Origin of the sequence: Bauldia sp. (assembly GCF_020442045.1) — a bacterium.
Taxonomy (GTDB): Bacteria; Pseudomonadota; Alphaproteobacteria; order Rhizobiales; family Kaistiaceae; genus Bauldia.
Window position 1 is genome coordinate 15,613 of record NZ_JAGRLA010000129.1, and the last position, 20,662, is coordinate 36,274.

A 20,662-nucleotide genomic window follows, 5' to 3' on the forward strand; every position below is an offset into this window, starting at 1 on the left:
GGAAAAATCGACCATGCGCCTCCGCAACATCGCCATCATCGCCCATGTCGATCACGGCAAGACGACCCTGATCGACGTGCTGCTCCGCCAATCCGGTGCGTTCCGCGACAACGAACGCGTCGCGGAGCGGGCCATGGATTCGAACGACCTCGAGCGCGAACGCGGCATCACCATCCTCGCCAAGGTGACGTCGCTCGTCTGGAACGACACCCGCATCAACATCGTCGACACCCCCGGCCACGCCGATTTCGGCGGCGAGGTCGAGCGCATCCTGTCGATGGTCGACGGCGCCATCCTGCTCGTCGATGCCGCCGAGGGGCCGATGCCGCAGACCAAATTCGTGCTGCAGAAGGCGCTCCGGCGCGGACTGAAGCCGATCGTCGCGATCAACAAGATCGACCGGCCGGACGAGCGCCACGTCGAGGTCCTGAACGAGGTCTTCGACCTCTTCGCCGCGCTCGACGCGACCGAAGAGCAGCTCGACTTCCCGGTCCTCTATGGCTCCGCCAAGCAGGGATGGATGGCGACCGACCCGTCCGGTCCGAAGGATTCGCTGGCTCCCCTGTTCGATCTCGTGCTCTCCCGCGTGCCCGAGCCGGCTGTGGAGGAGGGCGAGTTCCGGATGCTCGCGACGACGATCGAATCCAATCCCTATCTCGGTCGGATCCTGACCGGCCGGATCGCGTCCGGAACCGCCCGCGCCAACATGGCGATCAAGGCGCTCGCCCGCGATGGTTCGCTGGTCGAGCAGGGACGCATCTCCAAGGTGCTCGCCTTCCGCGGCCTCGAACGCCAGCCGATCGAGGAAGGCGTCGCCGGAGACATTGTCGCGATTGCCGGTCTTGCCGAAGCGACGGTTGCCGACACGCTCGCCGCGCCCGAAGTCACGACACCGATCGAAGCGCAGCCGATCGATCCGCCAACGCTGGCCATGACCTTCCGCGTCAATGACGGACCGCTCGCCGGAACCGAGGGCGACAAGGTTCAAAGCCGCGTCATTCGCGAGAGGCTGATGCGGGAGGCCGAAGGCAACGTCGCGCTGAGGATCGAGGAGACCGCCGAGGCGGATGCCTTCGTCGTCGCCGGCCGCGGCGAGCTGCAGCTCGCCATCCTGATCGAGACGATGCGCCGGGAAGGCTTCGAGCTCTGCGTGGCGCGGCCCAAGGTATTGTTCAAGACTTCCGAGTCGGGCCAGCGGCTCGAGCCGATCGAGGAAGTCACCATCGACGTCGACGAGGAGCATTCCGGCGTCGTCGTCCAGAAGCTCTCCGAGCGACGCGCCGACCTTCTCGAGATGCGCCCCTCCGGCGGCGGACGGGTGCGGCTGGTCTTTCACGCGCCGACGCGAGGACTGATCGGCTACCAGTCGGAGCTTCTTTCCGATACGCGCGGCACCGCGGTCTTCAACCGCGTCTTCCATGACTATGCGCCCTATCGCGGCGATATTCAGGGCCGCAGGAACGGCGTCCTGATCTCCAACGCCGACGGCGAGGCCGTCGCCTATGCGCTCTGGAACCTCGAAGACCGCGGCCCGATGCTGATCGACCCCGGCGTCAAGGTCTATCGCGGCATGATCATCGGCGAGCACAGCCGCGGCAACGATCTCGAGGTCAATGTCCTGAAAGGCAAGCAGCTGACCAACATCCGCTCGGCCGGCAAGGACGAGGCGGTGCGGTTGACCACCCCGATCCGCCAGTCGCTGGAAGCGTCGCTTGCCTATATCCGCGACGACGAACTGGTCGAGATCACGCCGCAGTCGATTCGCCTGCGCAAGGCCCTGCTCGACCCCAATGATCGCAAACGGGCCGAGCGTGCCGGCGCGGCCTGACCGGGAAAGGGCGCAGCTTCCGCGAAAATCATCGGCGATCGGGGTGAAACGGGGCGAAACGATTGATCCGGGCGACCGGCTAACCTATCGTCTCCCGGCGGCGAGTGGCGGGGAGCCCCTTCGAAGATGATACGTCAGGTACCGGCGGATACCAGCCTGATCTCCAGTGCGTTCGATACGTACGACTATCTCGCCTTCATCTTCCTTCTGGTGGCGATCGTCGCCATCTTCTCGCTGATCATCTGGGTATTGGGCCTGCCGGGCAAGATCGCCATTCAGCGACGCCACCCCCACGCAGAAACGGTCAAGCTGATGGGCTGGGCCGGGGCGCTGGCCGTCATCCCGTGGATTCACTCATTTATCTGGGCGTATCACGACTCCATAACGGTCGACATCCGGCGTTTCCCGGAAGAGGAGAAGGAGGCGATCGACAGGGAGATCGCGGAATTGACGAAGGACGACAAGAAGACGAAGAAGGTCGAGATCGACAAGCCGACACGGCTGCCCGACCCGACCCCGACCCCGCAAGCGTGATGGTGGCCTGACCCATGGGTGTCGCCCTTGTCATCACGATCGTCTACATCATTGCGGTCTATCTCGTTTTCTTCCGCTTCAAGTGGCTGAAATTCAGCATTGTCTGGGGCGTCGTATCCTTCTGGATCGGCTTCCATCTGATGCTGATCTTCATGATCGGCCTTCGCTTCTACGCGCCCTTCACGGTCGATGCCCACCTGATCCGCAACACGATCCAGATCATCCCGCGCCTCGAAGGACCGACGCTCCTGACCGACGTCCTGGTCAAGCCGAACGAGCCGATCAAGAAGGGGACGCCGCTCTACAAGTTCGATACCACGATCTACGAGCAGAAGCTTCTCAATGCGCGGGCCCAGCTCGCCGCGGCGCAGCAGAATCTGAAGGTCATGGATGCCGACGTCGACCAGGCGCAGCAGCAGCTGGTCCAGGCGCAGTCGGAACTCGCCTACGCCAAGGCGCAGCAGGACCGGTTCACCAAGCTCGCCAGCCAGGGCGGCGCCCGCCAGGAAGACGTCGACAAGTGGAACGCCGAGGTGGAATCGGACAACGCCGCGGTGGCGGCCGCGTCGGCTAACCTCCAGAAGGCGCAGCTTCAGCGCGATTCCAGCATCGACGGCGTCAACACCAGTGTCGCCCAGGCCCAGGCCCAGGTCGCCGAGGCCCAATATTATCTCGACAACACGACGCTTGTCGCACCGGAGGACGGCTATATCGTCAGCCAGCAGGCGCGACCGGGCATGGTTGTCGGCGACTTCCGGGTCGGAGCGATCGCTGCTTTCGTCACCATGGACGATCCATACATGCTTGGCGCCTTCTTCCAGGAACACATCAAGTTCGTGGAGCCGGGGCAGACGGTCGAGGTGGCGCTGGATACCGCGCCTGGCGAGATCTATACCGGCAAGGTCGAGGCGATCTGGTGGGCCACCGCCCAAGGCCAGTATCTGCCGACAGGCCGCTTGCCCGAATTCATCCTGCCCAAGCTCCAGGGCAAGTTCGCGGTGCAGGTTTCCTTTGACGACAAGAAGGCGTTCCTCCCGGCCGGCGCGCACGGCGCGATCGCCGTCTATACCGGCCGTCAGACGGCTTTCGAGGTGCTGCGCAAGATCAATATCCGGCTCTACAGCTTCGCGAATTTCATCGTTCCTTTCGACCTTTAGGAACAAGCCCGCGGCTATCCGCCCCGCCGTTAACCCAAAATTATTTACGATCCCGAATAATATCCGCGACGGGAAATCAGGGTGGGGAACTCATGAGCGTCGCGGGCGTGGCCGCCGCCGCCGGCAGGATTCTTGTGCCGATCATTGCCGGCTCGGTGATGGCGGGATGCGTCATGGTCGGCCCGGATTTCTTCACGCCGACGGTTGCGACCAAGGCGGGCTGGCAGCCTTCAAACCGGCAGGATCCCACGGTCTCGCAGCGCCGCGAACCGTCGATCGAATGGTGGCGGCGCTTCAACGACGCGACTCTCAACAAGCTGGTGGCGATGGCCTACGAGCAGAACCTCACGGTCCGCGCCGCCGGCGTCCGGATCTACGAGGCCCGCGCCCAGCTCGGGATCGTCATCGGCGATCAGTTCCCCCAGAGCCAGTCGGTCGGCGCCGGCTACAAGGCGGAGCGGGTCAGCAAGGATGTCGGCATCCTCAAGACGGTGTCCAAGATCGTAGACTTCGACCCGACCTTCCAGGACTGGTCGGCCGGCTTCGACGCCGGCTGGGAGCTCGACCTGTGGGGCCAGGTACGCCGCGGCATCCAGTCCGCGAGCGCCAATCTCGTCGCCAAGATCGCCGACTATGACGACGTCCTGATCACGGTCACCGGCGACGTCGCGACGGCCTATATCACGATCCGCGAGCTTCAGGACGAACTCGCCCTCGCCCGTCAGAACGTCAACCTGCAGACAGAGAGCCTCCGGATCACGCAGCTTCGCCTGAAAAACGGCGTCACGACCGAGCTCGACGTCGACGAGGCGACGGCGCTGCTCAACAACACCAAGGCCGAAATCCCCTCGCTTGAGTCAGACCTCGCCAAGGCCAAGAACGCCCTTGCCGTCCTGCTCGGCGTCCCGGCGGGCCAGATCGACGCCGCCGTCGACCGGCCCGGCCCGATTCCCCGGCCGCCGGCCGAGGTCGGCATCGGCATTCCCGCCGATCTGTTGAGGCGGCGCCCCGATATTCGCGCCGCGGAGATGCGCGCCGCAGCCCAATCGGCACAGATCGGCGTCGCCAAGGCCGACCTCTACCCGCAGTTCACCATCTCGGGCGCCATCGGGTTCAAGGCGACCGATCTCAGCGACCTGTTCACCGGCAAGAGCTTCACCGGCCTGATCAATCCCGGCATCACCTGGAATTTCCTCAACTACGGGCGCATCCGCAACAACGTTCGCGTCCAGGATGCCAGGTATCAGGCGTTGATCGTCGAGTATCAGCAGGCCGTCCTCAAAGCCTATGCCGAGGCGGAGGATGCCCTGACAGCGTTCCTCAAGTCCAAGCAGCAGGCGGTCTATCTCGCGCGCGCGGCGACGTCTGCCAAGAAGGCGGCGCGGATCGCGCTCCAGCAGTATCAGGAGGGTACCGCCGACTATAGCCGCGTCCTCAATACCCAGACCACCCAGCTCCGAACCGAGCAGCGGCTCGCTGCGGTCAGGGCCGACGTCTCGACCAATCTCGTCGCCCTCTATAAGGCGCTCGGTGGCGGCTGGCAGCCCGCGAACGAACGCCCGTTCATCCCCGAAGCGACGAAAGAGCAGATGGCCGGCCGGACGAATTGGGGAAAACTCTTGAACGAGGACGCAATACCGCAGGACGACAGGCAGTTGCTGGTTCCGCCGTCGCCCAAGGAAAACCCGCGCCGCTACCTGAGCGCCGACTGGTAGCCGCGGCCCTTTCCGACAGCCGATTTTCGGCCATGCGAAGCAGCGGTGCAACAGTGCGGTGAATTTTCTTCGCACGGATGCGCGCGCCCTCTTTGCAGAGCCCTTCGGTGGTCATAAGCTCACCGACATGAGCACGTTCACCATAGGCGTCCGTCGGGCCGAGAATTCCGACGCGGAAGCGATCACCAAGGTCCATGATGCGGCCTGGCGCAACGCTTATGATGGCGTGATTCCGGCTCAGGAGCTGGCGCGAATCATCGCGCGACGGGGCCCGCGCTGGTGGGCGAGGGCAATCCGTCGCGGCACCGCTATCCTTGTCATGGAGGTCGCGGGCGAAATTTGCGGCTACGCGACCTTCGGTCCGAACCGCGCCCGGAACCTGAACCAGAAGGGCGAGGTCTACGAGCTCTATCTCCTGCCGGAATATCAGGGCGTCGGGCTGGGAACGCGGCTCTTCCTTGCCGCGCGGAAGGAACTCGCCCGCTTCGGCTTCGAGACGGTTGTCGTGTGGGCGCTCGCCGACAACGACAGCGCCTGCCGCTTCTATCAGAATGCGGGAGGCCGCAAGGTCGCGCGGGCGAGCGAACGATTCGGAAGCACCCAGCTCTCCAAGCTCGCCTACGCCTGGGGCCGCGACGGCTGAGGGCGGACGAGGCGCCTTATTCGCGGGCGTCGTCGCCGGTCAGCCCGAATTCCAGCGCATTGTCCTTCGCGCAGTCGAAGGCCCGGGCCAGATTGTCCGCCACCTCGCGCGCGATGGTGTTGGCATCGGGATTGATCGAGGCGTTGACGTAGCCGATATGGCAGGTCTGGCCACCCGGACCCAGCCTGGTAATCACCAGGACCTGAACCGTTTCGCCCATGCCTCCCGGATCGGTGAAAAAGCGCAGGATCGTCGCGAAAGGCTTGCCCGACGGGTCGAGGCGCCATTCGAGCGTTTCATTGATGGTGTTGAAGGCCGGCAGCGTCTGGGATGCCGCGCGTTCGCCGGCCGCGGCCTCCCCGTAGGAGACCAGGAAACGGGCGTCCCCCTCGGCGACCCGCACCGGGATTCCGGCATAGCCCTCGCACCACCATACACCGCCGCCCAGCGGATCGTCGGGATCCACCGGTTCCTGACGGCACTGGTCGAGGATGAGCCTGGTATAGGCGCTGCTATCCTCCGCCGCCGACGCCGGCAAGACCATGAAAACGCTCAGGAAAACAGCGGGGATCAGGTGATATCGGGCCATGCGGCGATCGTCTCCGACAAGACGGCGGGGTCACCCTCGACCCTAACCTGTTTGAGGCGCGAGGTATGCCCGGAAACGACGGTCACCGCCGATTTCGGCACCTTGAAGGTCTTCGCCAGAAGCACGCAGAGCGCCTTGTTGGCGGCGCCCTCCGCAGGGAGCGCGTTCACCCTTGCGACAGCCACGAAACGGCCGTCGGACAGCCTTGAGACACCTTGGACGGCATCGCGGGAGGATTTGGGCGTCAACCGGACGGCCAGTATCAAAGCCGTCTCATCGAGACGGTAGCAGACGTCCGACGTCACCCCATGCGTCCCGGCCTAATAGCCGAAGAGGTGCGCGATATTGGGCAGGATCACGCTCTGGATGAAGATGATGATCAGGATGACGACGACCGGCGAGATGTCGACACCGCCGAGGTTGGGAAGCAAGTTGCGAATCGGTCGCAACACCGGCTCGGTGATCGCATAGAGAAGCTGCACCAGCCCGGCCACGAACTGGTTGCGCATGTTGACGACGTTGAAGGCGATCAGCCACGACAGGATCGCCGCGGCAATCAGCACATAGACATAGAGCTGCAGAACGTAGGCAATGAAGTTCAGGAGCTCGATCATCGGCGATTCCGGCTGGCTGAAGGAAGACTAGGGCGAACGTCATGTAGCTGCCGGGACGATGCGCCGCAACCCTTGGCCTTCGGCTATCGGGGTCCTTGACACGGCCCGGGGGCAAACCCTAAATGGCGCCACGTCGGCGGGGCCGTAGCTCAGTTGGGAGAGCGCTACGTTCGCAATGTAGAGGTCAGGGGTTCGATTCCCCTCGGCTCCACCATTAAGTCACCGGGTTGTGTGCCCGGTTTTCGGCTATTTCCGGCGGGTGTTTCCTGGATCGGTGGTTCGGAAGACCGCATTTCCGTGCGCCGCTGGCGCCAATTCGCCATTCGTCCCTGCGGCGCCTTTCCAGCAACCACTTGTTTTGCGGAATGATGGTGGAAGCCGGACGGAGTCTGGGCGTCGAACTCAAGGGTCGACCACTGATCCGCCCATGAGCACGGCAGCGGTGGTAGCTGCCGCAAGTTACCGACGACGAGGTCAACCGGCTGGGTACCCAGAACCGCTTCGATGACATCCGGTGGCAGAAACGCCTACCCGCAAACGGCATTCAACCGAAGAGAGGATACGCATCGTGCTGGCGGGGCTTCGTGGCGAGGAATCGATTGCCGCGTCATGCCGGCGCAAGGGGATCGCCGAGAGCCTGTATTACAAGTGGTCGAAGGAGTTTCTGGAAGCCGAGCGGCTGGCCGGCGACACTGAACGCCAAGCCGATAGCGGCGCGTGACTTGACTGATCGCGGACCTTGCGCTCGAGAACCGGCTGCTCAAAAAACGCACTCTTGCGGAAGTCTTTTCCCGTCGCGTGGGTCGAACAGGTGCACATTGGCGGGGTCGATGGCAAGAAAGACTTCGCGGTCGACTTCGGCGGTGACCGTCCCGTCGAGGACGGCGACCACGCTGCTCCCGCCAACGTCCAAGAGCAGACTGGTTTGCGCACCCGTAGGCTCAACGAGGGTCACGTTGCCGGTAATGCCGGTTGGTTGATCCGAAAGCGACAGGTGTTCGGGTCGAAGGCCCAGAATGACCTCTTGTTGACGCTCCTCGGGAGGATAGGCGTACCCCATCTCGCCGCCCGAAAAGACGAGTTTCCGATCACACAGGGACGCCGGAATCATGTTCATGGCCGGCGAGCCGATAAACTCCGCCACGAACCGGTTAGCGGGCCGCGCATAGAGCTCCATGGGGCGCCCCACCTGCTCGATCCTGCCGTCATTGAGGACGACGATCTTGTCTGCCAGCGTCATCGCTTCGATCTGATCATGGGTCACATAAATGGTGGTAATGTTCAGCTTTCGATGCAACAGCTTGATCTCCGACCGCATTTTGACCCGTAGTTGAGCATCGAGGTTGGAAAGCGGTTCGTCGAAAAGAAAGAGAGCGGGATTCCGTACCATGGCCCGCCCCATGGCAACCCTCTGCCGCTGTCCCCCCGACAACTGATTAGGCTTCCGATCGAGCAGGTCCTCGAGACGCAACAAAGACGCGGCATTCTGAACGGCGCGTTCGATTTCGTCCGCGGTTCGACCGGCCAGCTCCAGATTGAAGCTCATGTTCTTGGCAACGGTCATGTGGGGATAGAGCGCGTATGACTGGAACACCATCGCCACGTTTCGTTCCTTCGGATCGGAATAGCTCACGTCGCGCCCGTCAAACGTTATCGATCCGCGGGTGACCGGCTCAAGGCCGGCTACCATGCGCAGCACAGTCGACTTGCCGCAGCCTGACGGACCAACCAGCGCAACGAACTCACCCGCGTCGATCGTGAGATCCAGATCGGGAACGACGGTCACACGGCCGAAATCCTTACGCAAACCGCGCAGCTCCACGCGCGTCATGGCTGCTTGTCCTAACCTTTGACCGCACCGCCACTCAGGCCGCCGACGATATAGCGCTGAATGAAGATTCCGATGAGAATGACCGGCACTGTCGTCACCACGCAGGCAGCGGCTAGGTTGCCGTAGTCGGACGAATATCCAAGATAGTTGAGCAGGCCGGTGGTGACCGGCAACAGGTCCGGTCCAGCGAGGATTAGCGCGAACAAGAAGTTGTTCCACATGTATATGAGCGCCAGCAACGCCGCCGACACGAGGCCCGGCATCATCACGGGAACGACGACGCGGAATAGCATCCGGAATGTGCCGCAGCCATCAATGATCGCGGCTTCCTCGATCTCCTTGGGCACCGCAGCGACGTGCCCCCGCACCAGCCAGGTGTAGAAGGGTATGCCGATAAAAAGATAGACGAGGATGAGGCCGAGATATGTGTTGTACAGGCCCGTGTCCCGATACATCACATAGAGCGGCAACAACACCGTCAGCACCGGCACCATGCGGATGAGGATCAGCAGGAACCCGACGGCGTCACGACCTCTGAAATTCAAGCGGGCCAGCGCATATGCGGCTATCGTTCCCAACAGCACCGTCAGCGCAAGCGCTCCACCGACAATCGCTATGCTGTTGAGAAAATATCGCGGGAAGTTGGTCGAGCCGCTACCGTCCTGCAACAGGCCGAACACGTCGAGGTAGTTGTCCGGTGACCAGTCGAAGGCGAGGAACTTCGGTGGGTAGGCGAAGATGTCGATCTCCCGCTTGAACGACATGGTGGCGATCCAAAACAGGGGGAACAGAACGAACGCGGACCATGCCAGCAGGACGATGTAGGTGAGCACGTCGCCGAGTCGAAATTTGCGAGAGCGCACGGCCATCATGCCCTTGCCTCGTCGGACTGCGTGCCGCCTATCCAGCGTACGATGGCAATCGACACAAGAACCACGATGAAACCAAGGACGTAGGCGACTGCCGTGCCGTAGCCCAGAAAGCCGCTGATGAACGTTTCCCGATAAGCATGCAGGTGCAGCACCATCGTCGCATTTGCAGGACCGCCCTGGGTCGCCACCATCACGATGTCCAGAACCTGGAGGAGTTCGATCGTCCGAATGAGCATGGCCACGACCAGATAGGGCCGGATGATGGGAAAGGTGACGCGCCAGAACGTTTGCCAGGCCGTCGCACCATCGATCCGGGCCGCTTCAAGGACATCCTTGGGGACAATCTGAAGCGCGGCAAACACCAGGATCACGACCTGTGGCGTGGTTTGCCAGATATCGATCAGCAGCAGGCTCGCCAGCGCGCTATCCGAACTCGACAGCCAGGATGCCGGACCCAACCCGATGAAGGACAGGAGGTAATTGGCAACCCCCCTAACCTCCAGAAGCTGACGCCAGATCAGGCCACAAACTACCGTGGGGACCATGAATGGGATGATAAAGAGAGTACGAAAGATATTGCGGCCGGGCAGCTTGCGATTGAGCAGCAGGGCAAGGCCGAGCCCCAGGCTCATTTCCGATGCAACGCAAAGCACCGCAAACAGGCCGGTCACGCGCAGCGATTGCCAGAAGGCATGGGACCCCAGGACATCGATGTAGTTGGACAGGCCTATAAACTGCTCCTGCCCCCAGTGACCGATGCGCAAACTGGTCATGGAGGTCCACAGCCCGACCACCCATGGCCAGACCAAGAGCCCGCCCAGCATCAAGACCACCGGAGCGACAAGCAGGTAAGGCAACCACCCGGTCCTGGATAACGGACGTCCCCAAGCAGGTGCGATTGCGGTCATCGGTGGCCTCTAGCAACAAAAAGGGGAGGCGCTACCGACGCCTCCCCCCAACGTGAACTACTGAGCCTTACGATAGCCGGCGCGATCCATCAAAGCATTGATGTCGGCGGCAACGCCATCAAGGACGGTCTGTGGGTCGGCACCTTCATAGATCTGGTGCGCACCGGCTGCCCACACGTTCTTGATGGCGCCTTGCTGGTCGGCCGGCATGAAAGCGGGCTTGGACCACTGACTGAGATTGGCCTTGGCAGCCTCGATCCAGGTGCCGTTACCCCATTTTCCGTACTTTTCGGCAAATTCGGGCGCCTCGTACACCGAAGCACGACTCGGCATAAGCAGGTTCTTTTCGACAGCCAGCTTCAGCATGACGGGTTTGCTGCTGAAATACTGGGCCAGCAACCAGGCCGCCTGCTTGCGCGGGGAGTGATCGTTGATGGCCAGGCCGAAATAGTAGTAATCGGCAAACTTGGACTCGGCGCTGCCAAGGTTTCCATAGACGACGTCGCCAGCGACCCGGGACTGCTCCGGATCTTCGTACCCGACGGCGAACCAGTCGGCATCATACCACATGCCGAATTCACCCTGGGCTGCGCGGTTCCGCAGGTCCGTCCATTCCATCGTCAGCCAGCCCTGCGGCCCATAGGGTTGGAGGATCTCGTTCAGCAGCAGATTATGAACATAGACGCTCTCGGGCGATGCAAGCTGAGAATTCATGCCGCTGTCGAGATCGACGGCACCATAGTTGATGAGGAAGTTGATAAGCGCGGCGTTGACGACGCCAACGCCGCCACGAGCGGCAAAGCCCGCCATAGCGTCACCTTCACCCTCCTGAATCGTCTTCGCCGCATCACGGACCTCCTCAAGAGTCGAGGGCAGGGTCAGCCCGTATTTGTCAAGGATGCTCTGGCGCGCCGCGATCATGTAGGACTCGGACATGAACGGCACCACATAGGTATTGCCTGTACCGGCCGGATGACCCGGTTGGCCGTCCCAGCTGGCCGCGGCCAGAACCTTGCTGTCGACATCGTCGAGATCGTACCAGTCGAGATCCGTCAGCTTAGGATCGTTCAGGAACTGATCGATATTTGAAATGCTTCCGGTCGGTCCATAGAGCCAGTCGAAATCGCCGCCATTGGCCAGAAACATGTCGTATTGCGGATCGGGACTGCTGAGATCGAGCTGAACTTTCTGGAAGTATGCGTCCCAGGAAATCTGTTCGACCTCAACCTTGATTCCGGTCAGTTGCTCAAAGTCGGCGACGACTGACTGCAGGGCGGCCGATGCCGGATGTTGCCCGCCCAGAAAGCGAAGCGTGGTCCCTTCGAACTGGCGCCAATCAATGTTGGCGCCTTCCGGCCCTACGATGTCCTGAGCCCACGCCGTCGACGCCAGCCCCAGACCGGTGACAACAGCGAGGCCGGCCAGAAACTGGCGGCATATGTTATCGCGAGTCATTTCCTCTCCTCCTCCTCAGATATGAAGCACCGTGTCCAGCCCGGCGGGCTGGCCCGTCGGTCAGATCATCCGGGCTCACCCGGAAACAGATCCGGGCGCAGATGCGTAAGGCCCGTTGGATTGTGTTCGATCCGTTCTATGGGATTGGGAACGAAAACGTTCAGCGTCTCCCGGGAGTCCATGAAGACGTACGTGCCGGGCTCATTCAGGGCCGCACGCTCTTCTTTGGTCGGACGCGGGGGCTTGGTATAGACATAGGCGCCGTGTGGATACCGGCTGGTTCCGGGCACCTTGCCGAACACGCTCTGCCGCGTATGGAAATAGAGCGCCGTGTAGTCGCCGGCGTCCACATGGGGCATGCCGCGTGGCAGGATGACGAGATCACCGGCCTCGTAGTCGTAGACTTCCGTCTCGACTGTGGGATCGCCGTCACCGATTGTGACCGTGCCGCGACCGCTGATGATGTATTTGTATTCCTCGACATCGGGATGAGAATGCGAGTCGAAAGGCCGATCGCGATCAGAAATCGAACTGTGGGTCGCCCCGATGCAAATGGCTAGATCGTCGGTCCAGGTCAGCGGAAAGGCCCACTGCTTGTTCCCCGCATTCGCGTTATAGACCTCCGGCGCGTCGACGGCCTTGCGCAGCAGCCTGGCACCGATCACCGAGGGATTGACCAGTTCCTGGGCCTGGTTCGCCGCGTCTCCGGTCTGAGGATCGCGCGGCGTCACATTTCGATAGAGCGCTTCCGCATCGGCGCGATGCGGGCTTGCGGCAACCGATCCGTACGGCACCGGTACCTCGAGCCGCTGACTGCACAACGGGTCAAAGAGATAGGCGCCATTCGGTCCGTCCTCGGCACCGCAACTCAGATAGTCGAGCACCGGATGGCAGAAACGGCTGTGGGGCGCTGCCTTTCCGAAAGCATTGGTGCGCGCGTGCAAGGCGACCGCCTTGAACGCTCCGGCCAGGCAATAGGGCACGTCGCGCGGGACGATGACGAGATCGCCGGCCTCGAACTCGTAATGTTCAACGCCATATCCGCCGGTCCCACCCAGACGAACCTGACCGCTCCCTTCCAGGCACAGCACATAAAGATTGAAATCGGGGTGGGCGCGTAGGGACGAATCCTCGTCGGTCGCCATCTCGATGCGCGCAAAGAAACCGAGATCGTTCAACTCGCTCAACGGATAGAGGTGATATCGCACCCCGGTTCCGAGGTCCGCAGAGCATGTTGCCCTGCCGGGGAGGATACGGGCGCCGGGAATATACGGATTGGCGGCCTGTGCCGCATTGGGCCGCCGGAACATTTCGTCCAAGTCTCTCCTCCATCACGCAGGCTTAGAATGCAACGTTAATTGCAAAATTGCTACAAATTGCTGCAATTTGTCAAGGATTTTTGCGGATGGCATCGAAAAATGCTCAGTTCAGGCCTTCACAAATGAAAAATCTGCTGCAATCTTGCGAACTTCCACCGGATGATCGGTGATCTGACATCGCCATGGGGAACATCGGTTGGTGGCAAAACGCATAACGCTCGCGCAACTGGCGCGGGATCTGGGCCTTTCGACAGCCACGGTGAGTCGTGCCTTGCGCGATGACGAGGCGGTCAATCTCGATACCCGATCGGCCGTACAACGCCACGCGGCTGAACTCGGCTACACGCCGCGGTCGAGCAAGGACCGCGATTCACGCCGACCCGGGGCACGGCTCAAGGGCGGGTTCGGCCTCGTGCACCCGTTGACCAGCTTCGCCTTCGAGGATCCGCTGCTCCTAGATTTCATTGGCGGAATGGCAAGCCGCACCTTCGAACTGGGGCGCCTGTTCCACATGGTGCCGATCGAAGTGTCCCAGGAGGAGATGTGCTATGGGAATCTTCTCGATGAGGGCACCCTGGATGGCTTCATCCTCCTGAATGCCCGACCGAGCTCCGATTGGCGCATCCGCTACCTGCTCGCCCGCAACGTTCCCTTTGTCGTGCATGGACGCGGCAAGGAGGCCACGCCTTATCCGTGCCTTGACGTTGGCTTTCGCAGCGGCCACCGGCGTGCTGTCCAGCACCTTCTGGATTTTGGACACAGGCAGATCGCCCTCCTCAATTCGCTACCCGGGACACTCATTGCCGCCGAGTGGGATGCCGGATATCGAGAGGGACTTGAGGCCGGCGGAATAAAAGGCCGTGCCAATTGGATCCTCAGCGGGCCCAAAACCGAAGAGTTCGGCTACCGCGCCCTGAGGCAGCTTCTCGAAAGCGAGCCGGCACCCACAGCGCTTGTCTGCTCGAATGTGCTTTCGGCCAAGGGTGCCGTGCAGGCAGTAAGTGACCTCGGTCTTGCCATTGGCAGGGATTTCTCCCTGGTCGCCTACGACGACCAACTGCCTGGCGCATTCTTCTCCGTTCCGTTGACGACGATCTTCGCCCCATGCCGCCCAATGGGAACCATGCTGGTGGATCTGCTGGATCGTGCAGCGGCCAGTGAACCCTATGATTCACTGCATGCTTACATCGAACCAGAACTCGTCATCAGGACATCGACCGGCCCTTCACCTGCTTAAGCCGCTCGCGGTCGCCGAGGCGATAATCGACCAATACTTGGCGCGGAAGGATAACAATTCAGCCGCCGCCCTCCGCGTAGTCCTGTGGCGCGAGGTACCAGGTGTTGACGCCACCACCATCGACGAGAAGCATATGCCCCGTCGTCGAGGCGGCATGAGGTGACGCGAGGAACGCCACTGCCCGCGCCACATCGACGGGGTCGGCCGCCTGCCGCAACGGCAGACGCCGGACCTCCTCCGCGAGCTCCGGTTCACGCGTTTCCCAGCCGGAACCCGCCTCACGGATCGGCCCCGGGCTGACGCCGTTGACCCTGATGCCGTGCTTCGCCCATTCGAGCGACATCTGGCGCGTGAGATTGACCACGGCCGCCTTTGCCGGGCCATAGCCACCGGCGAAGGGATAGGACCGGTGCGCCGACGCCCCGGCGATGTTGACGATCGATCCGCGCCCCGCCGGGATCATGCGCCTGGCGGCGGCGACGCTGCAGAGAAACGTCCCCTTGGCGTTGACGGCGAAAACGGCGTCCCAATCCGCCTCGGAGAGTTGTTCGAGCGGTCCGTGGGCGGTGTATCCGGCATTGTTGACCAGCACGTCCAGGGTTCCCAGCGCATCGCAGACCGTCCCGATCATGCCTTCGACGGATTCGCGATCGGTGATATCGGCCTTGACCGCGACCGCGCGGCGGCCAAGCTCCCGGATCTCCCCGGCAACCTGCTCGGCGGCGGCGACATCCGAGTGCGAAACCACCGCGACATCCGCGCCTTCGGCCGCCAACTCCAGGGAGATTGCCCTGCCAACCCCCTTGCCACCTCCGGTTACGACGGCTATTGCGCCAATCAAGCGCCCGGTGCGGGCACCCTGCTTCGATACGGTTTGCATTATCTGGCGGCTCCTGCCCGATTGAAAAGCGGATTGTTTTTGTCTAGGCAAAGCATCCCGATCAGCATTGCCCTCACTTCCAGTCGCCGGGCCCGGTCGCCTCGCGATGTCTTTCGGCCTGCCCTAATGGGTGATCGACACTGAACGGCAACATGCGTCTCCCGCAACCGCGAAATCCAAGCCATGACGAAGATGCCTCGGTCCAAGCCCAGCAAGCCTGAAAACGGCTCGATTTCCGCCCGCATCCGCGCCGATATCGAGCGGAATATCGTTTCCGGCAAATGGCCCCCGGGCTACAAGATTCCGTTCGAGCGGGAGCTCGTGTCGCAATACGGCTGCTCCAGAATGACCGTGAACAAGGCCCTGCTCGCGCTGACGGCCAACGGGATGATCTATCGCCGGCGCAGCGTCGGGTCTTTCGTCTCCGCCCCGCGGGTGGAACGCTCCGTCCTTGAAATCCAGGACCTCGCCAAAGAAGCCGCGCGCCGCGGCGTCGCCTACCGGCACGAGGTCAGAAGCCGCAAGGTCGAGACGCTCGATCCGGCCACGGCCAAGTCGGTCGGCCTCGGCAATCGCCGTCGCGTCATGCACGTGGTCTGCGTCCACTTCATGAGCGACGTCCCGGTCGCCTTCGAAGACCGGCTGATCTCCCTGGCGAAGGTCCCCGAGGCCCGGAAATGCACCTTCGAGGATACCGCGCCGGGAACCTGGCTTCTGCAGACCGTTCCCTGGACGGAGGCGGAACACATCATCCGCGCGCGCAGTGCCACGCCGGCAATCGCCAAGCAGCTCCGCATCGAGCCGAACGCGGCTTGCCTCACGCTCGAACGACATACCTGGCACGAAAACCTCCTCGTCACCCGCGTCGAGATTGTCTATCCGGGCGACCGTCATCAGTTCGTCGGCCGCTTCTCGCCGGTCGAGCACCGCGGTTCCGAATAGCCGTTCACCTCAGCGGCCCGCCAGGTCGAGTGAGAAGCGGCGGGCGCAGGCAATCGCTTCCTCATAGCCCGCGTCCGCGTGGCGCATGACACCGCTGGCAGGGTCGTTCCACAATACCCGACCCAGCCGTTCCGCCGCTTCCGGCGTGCCGTCGGCCACGATCACCATCCCGGCGTGCTGGGAGTAGCCCATCCCGACGCCGCCGCCGTGATGGATCGAAACCCAGGTTGCCCCCGAGGCGCAATTCACGAGCGCGTTGAGCAGCGGCCAGTCGGACACCGCATCCGAGCCGTCGCGCATCGATTCCGTCTCGCGATTCGGACTGGCGACCGAACCGGAGTCGAGATGATCCCGGCCGATGACGATCGGCGCCTTGAGCTCTCCGCTGGCGACCATCTCGTTGAAGGCGAGGCCGAGACGGTGGCGATCCCCGAGGCCTACCCAGCAAATGCGTGCCGGAAGCCCCTGGAACCGGATGCGGCTCCGGGCCATGTCGAGCCACCGGTGAAGGTGCGGATTGTCGGGCATCAGCTCCTTCACCTTCTCGTCCGTGCGGTAGATGTCCTCCGGGTCACCGGAAAGCGCCACCCACCGGAACGGACCGACGCCCCGACAGAACAGCGGTCGGATATAGGCCGGAACGAAGCCGGGGAAATCGAACGCCCTGGCCACCCCTTCATCCTTGGCCACCTGCCGGATGTTGTTGCCGTAGTCGACAGTGGGAACACCATCATGGAAGAAGTCGAGCATCGCCTGGACGTGTTGGGCAATCGAGGCCTTGGCGGCCTTGGCCACGGATCCGGGATCGGATTCCCGCCGTGACTGCCACTCCGAAAGTGACCAGCCGACCGGCAGGTAGCCGTTGGCCGGGTCGTGAGCGGAGGTTTGGTCGGTCAGGAAGTCGGGACGGATGCCACGGCGGAAAATTTCCGGCAGGACCTCGGCCGCGTTGCCGAGCAGAGCGACGGAGACCGGCTTGCGCTCGGCCGTGCTCTGCCGGATCATCGCCAGCGCCTCGTCGAGATCCTTCGCCACCTTGTCGACATAGCCGGTGGCGAGTCGCATCTCGATGCGGCTCGGCTGGCATTCGATCGCCAGGCAGGACGCGCCTGCCATGGTCGCCGCCAGCGGCTGCGCGCCACCCATCCCGCCGAGGCCCGCGGTCAGCAGCCAGCGGCCGGAAAGGTCCCCGCCATAGTGCTGACGGCCCGCTTCGACAAAGGTCTCGTAGGTGCCCTGAAGGATCCCCTGCGACCCGATATAGATCCACGAGCCGGCCGTCATCTGGCCGTACATCATGAGCCCCTTGCGGTCGAGCTCCTGGAATGTCTCCCAGGTCGCCCAATGCGGCACCAGGTTCGAATTGGCGATCAGAACCCGCGGCGCCGCGCCATGGGTGGTGAAGACGCCGACCGGCTTCCCCGACTGGATCAGCAGCGTCTCGTCGCCCTTCAGGCGTCGCAGCGTCTCGACGATGCGGTCGAAGCTGTTCCAGTCGCGCGCCGCACGACCGATGCCGCCGTAGACGACCAGTTCACTCGGGCGTTCGGCGACCTCGGGATCGAGATTGTTCATGATCATGCGGAGCGGCGCCTCGGTCAGCCAGCTCCGTGCCGTGAGGTCGGTGCCGCGCGGTGCGCGAACAACGCGGGTGTTATCGAGCGGGGTCATTGAAGAAGCTTTCCTGAAAGTGAGACTAGCGGACAGCAGAAGGGGCCTCGCCGGTAAAGGCGAGGCAGGTTCGGAGAACATCGCCGAGGACGGCGCGCATCGGCGCAGCGCGCGCATCGTCATAGGGGCGGGGCCAGTTGTCCGGCGTCGGGCGGCCGGGTTCGTCCATGTAGCCGCGGCAGGCGAGTTCCATCTGGACGGCGTGCACCCCGTCGGATGGCCGGCCGTAATGCCGGGTGATCCAGCCGCCCTTGAAGCGACCGTCGACAACCACCGAGTACGGCGAGACCGCGCAGACCGAGGCGATCGCGTCGCTGAGCCGGGCATCGCAGCTCGCGCCGCCATTCGTACCGATATTGAAGTTGGGAAGGGTGCCCTCGAAGAGCCGGGGGATGTCGGAGCGGATCGAATGGCAGTCGTAGAGCACGATCCCGCGATGCCGCCGGCGGAGGCGGGCAATCTCCGCCGAAAGGACCTCGTGATACGGCTCGAAATATCGCGTTCGCCGCTCGTCGATCTCGGCACCGGCCGGTTCCTCGCCCGCGCGGTAGAGCGCCTCGCCGTCGAAGGTCTCGACCGGTACCAGACCGGTCGTCGCCTGGCCCGGATAGAGCGACACGCCCGACGGATCGCGGTTGACGTCGATCACGGTCCGCGAGACGGCGGTCCTTACGATGGTCGCGTCGAATGCCTCGGCGAAATCGTAAAGACGGTCGACCCACCAGTCGGTGTCCTTGACGGCGAGCCAGCGGGACGCCAGACGCGCTTCGATCGCCGGATCGAGCTCCGTCCCCGTATGGGGAAGACTGAGGATCAGCGGGACTGCCCCCTGCCTCACGGTCACGAAGCCCGGCGCGGGCGTCACGACGCACCCTTGTCCAGCCAGGGCAGGTCGATGCCGGCGGCGGTGATCGTCGCTCCGGTTCGCACGAGATCGGCCGCCGCGGCGATATCCGGCGCCATGTAGCGGTCGTCGGTCAACCGGTTGACACGATGCCGGATGCAGGCGCGAACCCTCTCCAGGGGCGGGCTGGAGGTCAGTGGCTCGTGGAAATCGCAGCCCTGCGCGGCCGCGAGCAGCTCGATGGCGATCACGTTTGCCGCATTCTCCGCCATGGCGAGCAGGCGGCGCGCACCATGGGTGGCCATCGACACGTGGTCTTCCTGGTTGGCGGAGGTCGGTATCGAATCGACGCTTGCCGGAAAGGCCCGCTGCTTGTTCTCCGAGACGAGCGCCGCGGCCGTCACATGGGCGATCATGAACCCGGAATTGAGCCCCGGCGAGGGGGTGAGGAAGGCCGGCAGGCGGGACAGCGCCGGGTCGACCAGCAGCGCGATCCGGCGCTCGGAGAGCGAACCGATCTCGCAAAGCGCCATCGCGATCTGGTCGGCGGCGAAGGCCACCGGCTCGGCATGGAAATTCCCGCCGGAAATCACCTCGCCATCCTCGGCAAAGACCAGCGGATTGTCGGAGATCGCATTGGCCTCGGTTTCGAGGGTCGATGCCGATTGCCGCAGCAGGTCAAGTGCCGCGCCGACAACCTGCGGCTGGCAGCGGATGCAATAGGGATCCTGGACGCGGTCGTCATTGGCGAGATGCGAGGCGCGGATGTCGCTTCCCTCCATCAGCCGCCGCAGCCCGGCGGCCACTTCGATCTGGCCGCGATGCCGGCGGACGCGATGGATGCGCTCGTCAAAGGGCGTGTCGGAGCCTTTGGCCGCATCCGTCGACAGCGCTCCGGCGACGAGCGCCGTCTGCAGGACCCGCTCCGCCTCGAAGAGGCCGGCAAGGGCCAGGGCCGTCGATATCTGGGTGCCGTTGAGGAGGGCCAGTCCCTCCTTCGGACCAAGCCGCAACGGCGCGATGCCGGCGCGCAGGAGCGCGTCCTCGGCCGGCAGCCGCTCGCCGGAATGGATCGCCTCGCCAATCCCGAGCAGCATTGCCGACATATGGGCCAGCGGCGCGAGGTCCCCCGACGCCCCGACCGAGCCCTGCGCCGGAATCACCGGAACGAGGTCGGCTTCGAGGCAACTCAAGAGCGCGTCGATGACCTGCCAGCGGACGCCGGAAGCACCTTGCGCGAGGCCGGCGATCTTCAGGGCCATCGCCAGGCGGACAACCGGCACCGGCATCGGTTCGCCGACGCCGGTCGCATGCGAGATCACCAGGTTCCTTTGCAACGCCGCCAGGTCGCCGTCGGCGATCCGTATGCTGGCGAGCTTTCCGAAGCCGGTATTGATCCCGTAGACGGGTTCGCCGCGGGCCAGAATCGCTTCGACCGCGGCCGCACCCTTGTCGACCGTCGTCCGGGCCGTCGGGACCAGCGAGACTTTCGCCCCCATCAGAATCCGGCGCCAGGAGGAAAGCGGGACCGCGCCGGGCTCGATCGACACGCGTCCGACCTCACCTTCGCCCCCCTGCGCCGCCATCGAGCCGAGACCCGCTTCGACAAATGTCACCGCTTGC

General features: G+C 63.4%; 19 protein-coding genes, 1 tRNA gene and 1 pseudogene. 9 read left to right on the forward strand and 12 right to left on the reverse strand.

The window, feature by feature from the left end; translation table 11 throughout:
• Positions 1-13 precede the first annotated feature (13 nt).
• The 5 genes from typA to KDJ86_RS14595 all read left to right on the forward strand — a co-directional run bounded on the left by typA (position 14) and on the right by KDJ86_RS14595 (position 5,877).
• Positions 14-1,828, forward strand: a complete 1,815-nt coding sequence (gene typA / locus KDJ86_RS14575) for a translational GTPase TypA (RefSeq protein WP_291747236.1) — start codon at positions 14-16, stop codon at positions 1,826-1,828.
• Positions 1,829-1,954: 126 nt separating this feature from the next.
• Positions 1,955-2,362 carry a DUF3302 domain-containing protein gene (locus KDJ86_RS14580; protein ID WP_291747238.1) on the forward strand — a complete coding sequence of 136 codons (408 nt, stop codon included), beginning with the start codon at positions 1,955-1,957 and terminating at the stop codon, positions 2,360-2,362.
• A gap of 14 nt (positions 2,363-2,376) precedes the next feature.
• A complete protein-coding gene (locus KDJ86_RS14585; RefSeq protein WP_291747240.1) occupies positions 2,377-3,519 on the forward strand; it encodes an HlyD family secretion protein in 1,143 nt (380 codons plus the stop codon).
• Positions 3,520-3,611: 92 nt separating this feature from the next.
• The gene (locus KDJ86_RS14590) at positions 3,612-5,234 is read left to right on the forward strand and encodes an efflux transporter outer membrane subunit (RefSeq protein ID WP_291747243.1); all 1,623 of its coding nucleotides are present in this window, start codon (positions 3,612-3,614) and stop codon (positions 5,232-5,234) included.
• Positions 5,235-5,361: 127 nt separating this feature from the next.
• A complete protein-coding gene (locus tag KDJ86_RS14595) occupies positions 5,362-5,877 on the forward strand; it encodes a GNAT family N-acetyltransferase (protein WP_291747245.1) in 516 nt (171 codons plus the stop codon).
• A gap of 16 nt (positions 5,878-5,893) precedes the next feature.
• Here the strand turns inward: KDJ86_RS14595 and KDJ86_RS14600 are convergent, their stop codons facing one another.
• The 3 genes from KDJ86_RS14600 to KDJ86_RS14610 are packed head-to-tail and all read right to left on the reverse strand — an operon-like array spanning position 5,894 to position 7,080.
• Positions 5,894-6,466 carry a hypothetical protein gene (locus KDJ86_RS14600; protein WP_291747247.1) on the reverse strand — a complete coding sequence of 191 codons (573 nt, stop codon included), beginning with the start codon at positions 6,464-6,466 and terminating at the stop codon, positions 5,894-5,896.
• Positions 6,448-6,771 (reverse strand): DUF167 family protein, encoded by a 324-nt coding sequence (locus KDJ86_RS14605; RefSeq protein WP_291747249.1) that lies wholly within the window; start codon positions 6,769-6,771, stop codon positions 6,448-6,450. Before KDJ86_RS14605 ends, KDJ86_RS14600 begins: the two co-directional genes overlap by 19 nt.
• Before the next feature lie 15 nt (positions 6,772-6,786).
• Positions 6,787-7,080 carry a YggT family protein gene (locus tag KDJ86_RS14610; RefSeq protein ID WP_291747252.1) on the reverse strand — a complete coding sequence of 98 codons (294 nt, stop codon included), beginning with the start codon at positions 7,078-7,080 and terminating at the stop codon, positions 6,787-6,789.
• 138 nt (positions 7,081-7,218) lie between these two features.
• Here KDJ86_RS14610 and KDJ86_RS14615 point away from each other — a divergent pair.
• Together KDJ86_RS14615 and KDJ86_RS14620 are read left to right on the forward strand one after the other, a co-directional pair.
• Positions 7,219-7,294, forward strand: a tRNA-Ala gene (locus tag KDJ86_RS14615).
• Between the two features lie 315 nt (positions 7,295-7,609).
• Positions 7,610-7,786: pseudogene (locus tag KDJ86_RS14620) on the forward strand (transposase); the annotation flags it as partial.
• A 54-nt stretch (positions 7,787-7,840) separates the two neighbouring features.
• Here the strand turns inward: KDJ86_RS14620 and KDJ86_RS14625 are convergent.
• The 5 genes from KDJ86_RS14625 to KDJ86_RS14645 form a co-directional block, all read right to left on the reverse strand.
• Entirely contained in the window at positions 7,841-8,911 is a 1,071-nt protein-coding gene (locus tag KDJ86_RS14625) for an ABC transporter ATP-binding protein (protein ID WP_291747256.1), read from the reverse strand.
• An 11-nt stretch (positions 8,912-8,922) separates the two neighbouring features.
• The gene (locus KDJ86_RS14630) at positions 8,923-9,780 is read right to left on the reverse strand and encodes a carbohydrate ABC transporter permease (RefSeq protein ID WP_291747259.1); all 858 of its coding nucleotides are present in this window, start codon (positions 9,778-9,780) and stop codon (positions 8,923-8,925) included.
• Positions 9,780-10,640 (reverse strand): carbohydrate ABC transporter permease, encoded by an 861-nt coding sequence (locus tag KDJ86_RS14635; RefSeq protein ID WP_291747262.1) that lies wholly within the window; start codon positions 10,638-10,640, stop codon positions 9,780-9,782. Before KDJ86_RS14635 ends, KDJ86_RS14630 begins: the two co-directional genes overlap by 1 nt.
• 108 nt (positions 10,641-10,748) lie before the next feature.
• A complete protein-coding gene (locus KDJ86_RS14640; RefSeq protein WP_291747265.1) occupies positions 10,749-12,146 on the reverse strand; it encodes an ABC transporter substrate-binding protein in 1,398 nt (465 codons plus the stop codon).
• Positions 12,147-12,211: 65 nt separating this feature from the next.
• Complete coding sequence (locus KDJ86_RS14645; RefSeq protein ID WP_291747362.1) at positions 12,212-13,456, reverse strand: cupin domain-containing protein; 1,245 nt, start codon at positions 13,454-13,456, stop codon at positions 12,212-12,214.
• A 208-nt stretch (positions 13,457-13,664) separates the two neighbouring features.
• Here KDJ86_RS14645 and KDJ86_RS14650 point away from each other — a divergent pair, with 208 nt between their 5' ends.
• Positions 13,665-14,702, forward strand: coding sequence for a LacI family DNA-binding transcriptional regulator (locus tag KDJ86_RS14650; protein ID WP_291747269.1), 1,038 nt, complete (start codon positions 13,665-13,667; stop codon positions 14,700-14,702).
• Positions 14,703-14,760: 58 nt separating this feature from the next.
• Here KDJ86_RS14650 and KDJ86_RS14655 read toward each other — a convergent pair whose 3' ends face one another.
• Entirely contained in the window at positions 14,761-15,582 is an 822-nt protein-coding gene (locus KDJ86_RS14655) for an SDR family NAD(P)-dependent oxidoreductase (protein ID WP_291747272.1), read from the reverse strand.
• A gap of 183 nt (positions 15,583-15,765) precedes the next feature.
• On the opposite strand from KDJ86_RS14655, the gene hutC reads away from it, so the two are divergent.
• A complete protein-coding gene (gene hutC, locus KDJ86_RS14660) occupies positions 15,766-16,524 on the forward strand; it encodes a histidine utilization transcriptional repressor HutC (protein ID WP_291747275.1) in 759 nt (252 codons plus the stop codon).
• 9 nt (positions 16,525-16,533) lie between these two features.
• Here the strand turns inward: hutC and hutU are convergent, their stop codons facing one another.
• Genes hutU through hutH form a run of 3 tightly spaced genes read right to left on the reverse strand, consistent with a single transcriptional unit; the run spans position 16,534 to position 20,625 of the window.
• Positions 16,534-18,195: a urocanate hydratase gene (hutU, locus tag KDJ86_RS14665; RefSeq protein ID WP_291747278.1), complete on the reverse strand. Its 1,662-nt coding sequence runs from the start codon at positions 18,193-18,195 to the stop codon at positions 16,534-16,536.
• Between the two features lie 25 nt (positions 18,196-18,220).
• Complete coding sequence (gene hutG / locus KDJ86_RS14670; protein ID WP_291747281.1) at positions 18,221-19,060, reverse strand: N-formylglutamate deformylase; 840 nt, start codon at positions 19,058-19,060, stop codon at positions 18,221-18,223.
• On the reverse strand, positions 19,057-20,625 hold the full coding sequence (hutH, locus tag KDJ86_RS14675) for a histidine ammonia-lyase (RefSeq protein ID WP_291747364.1): 1,569 nt from the start codon (positions 20,623-20,625) through the stop codon (positions 19,057-19,059). The genes hutG and hutH overlap by 4 nt, the downstream gene beginning before the upstream one ends.
• Positions 20,626-20,662: the final 37 nt, after the last annotated feature.